We start from the raw sequence: 1,419 nt of genomic DNA on the forward strand, positions 1-1,419 counted from the left end.
GCGCCTTGCCTGCGGACGTGTCATGGCGCGCACCGGACCCTGCGTTCTTGGCCTTCTGGAGATCCACGTGACCCGCCCCTTCCACTCGCCCATCTCGTTCCACTGTGAGGAACACTCAAGATGTCAGATACCGTATCTCAGATGCAACAATGATCGGCAGATTGTTGGAGAAGCGAGGGAACGACATGCAGCACAACGTCATCGTGGGAGCCGGCGCGGCCGGCATCTCCGCCGCGATCGGCATGCGTTCTCACGGGTACGACGGCCTGATCACCGTGATCGATCGTGATCCGCACGAGCCCTACGAGCGCCCGCCCCTGTCGAAGCTGGGCGACCGGACCCTCCGTCCGATCGTGAGCGCCGAGCAGCTGAAGCACCTCGACCTCGACCTGCGGCTCGGCGTCGGCGTCACCGATGCGAACCCCATCGACCGGACACTCGCCCTCGGCGACGGCACCTCCGTGATCGCGAGCAACCTCCTCCTGACCACGGGCGTCGCAGCACGACGAATGAACGTCGCCGGTGCAGATCTCGACCATGTGCTGGTGCTCCGCGATGCCGCCGATGCCGGCCGCCTGGCCGATCGGCTCGCTGCGGGCGGCCCCTTCGTCGTCGTCGGCGGCGGATTCATCGGGCTCGAGATCGCCGCGGTCGCCCGCGACCACGGGCTGGATGTCACCGTCGTCGAGATCTCCGATCGCCCGCTCCCCTCTCTTCACGAGGAGATCGGCCGGCGTGCCCGGCTGCTGCACGAGGAGAACGGGGTCCAGTTCGTCCTGGGCCGGTCGGTACGGCGCATCGCGGGCAGCACGCATGTCACCCACGTCGACCTCGACGACGACACGCGCATCCCCGCCGCCACCGTCGTCGTCGGCATCGGCGTCGAGCCACGGACCGAGCTCGCCCGGACGCTCGGGGTCGAGACCGACCGCCACGGCATCGTCGTCGATCCGTTCGGGCGCACCAACGTCCCCTGGGTCTACGCCGCAGGAGACGTCGCGAGCCAGCCCCATCCGCACCTCGTGGACGGCCGCGCGCGCATCGAGCACTGGGACGTCGCCCTCAAGCATGGTGCCGCCGTCGGCGCGACGATGGTCGGACAGGCGAACGCCCTCACGGAACCGCCCTACGTATGGTCCGACCAGTTCGGGCTGACCTTCCAGATGTTCGGGCGCCCCTGCGCCGACGACGAGTTCATCCTGCGCCCGGACGCCACGCCCCGGTCGTACCTGGGCTTCTGGCTTCGCGACAACACCGTCGTCGCGATCTGCGGCCTCGACCGCGCGCGCGACGTCGCCACCGCGCGACGTCTCCTCCAACGTCCAGCCGGAGCGCATCGCCCGGACCTCGCCGATGACGCCACCGATCTCAAGACGCTGATCAAGACCATGAACCGCAGCTGACGCAAACTCATTTCGA

Annotated in this window: 1 protein-coding gene; it reads left to right on the forward strand. The window is 68.4% G+C overall.

The window, feature by feature from the left end; all coding sequences use genetic code 11:
- Positions 1-185 precede the first annotated feature (185 nt).
- The gene (locus ACYQ1K_RS27860) at positions 186-1,403 is read left to right on the forward strand and encodes an NAD(P)/FAD-dependent oxidoreductase (RefSeq protein ID WP_459986884.1); all 1,218 of its coding nucleotides are present in this window, start codon (positions 186-188) and stop codon (positions 1,401-1,403) included.
- Positions 1,404-1,419: the final 16 nt, after the last annotated feature.

Source organism: Nocardioides sp. AN3 (assembly GCF_054653495.1).

Bases quoted from the DNA above. Each gene is read 5' to 3' on its own strand.
- ACYQ1K_RS27860 (WP_459986884.1), top strand. From the start codon at position 186: ATGCAGCACAACGTCATCGTGGGAGCCGGCGCGGCCGGCATCTCCGCC.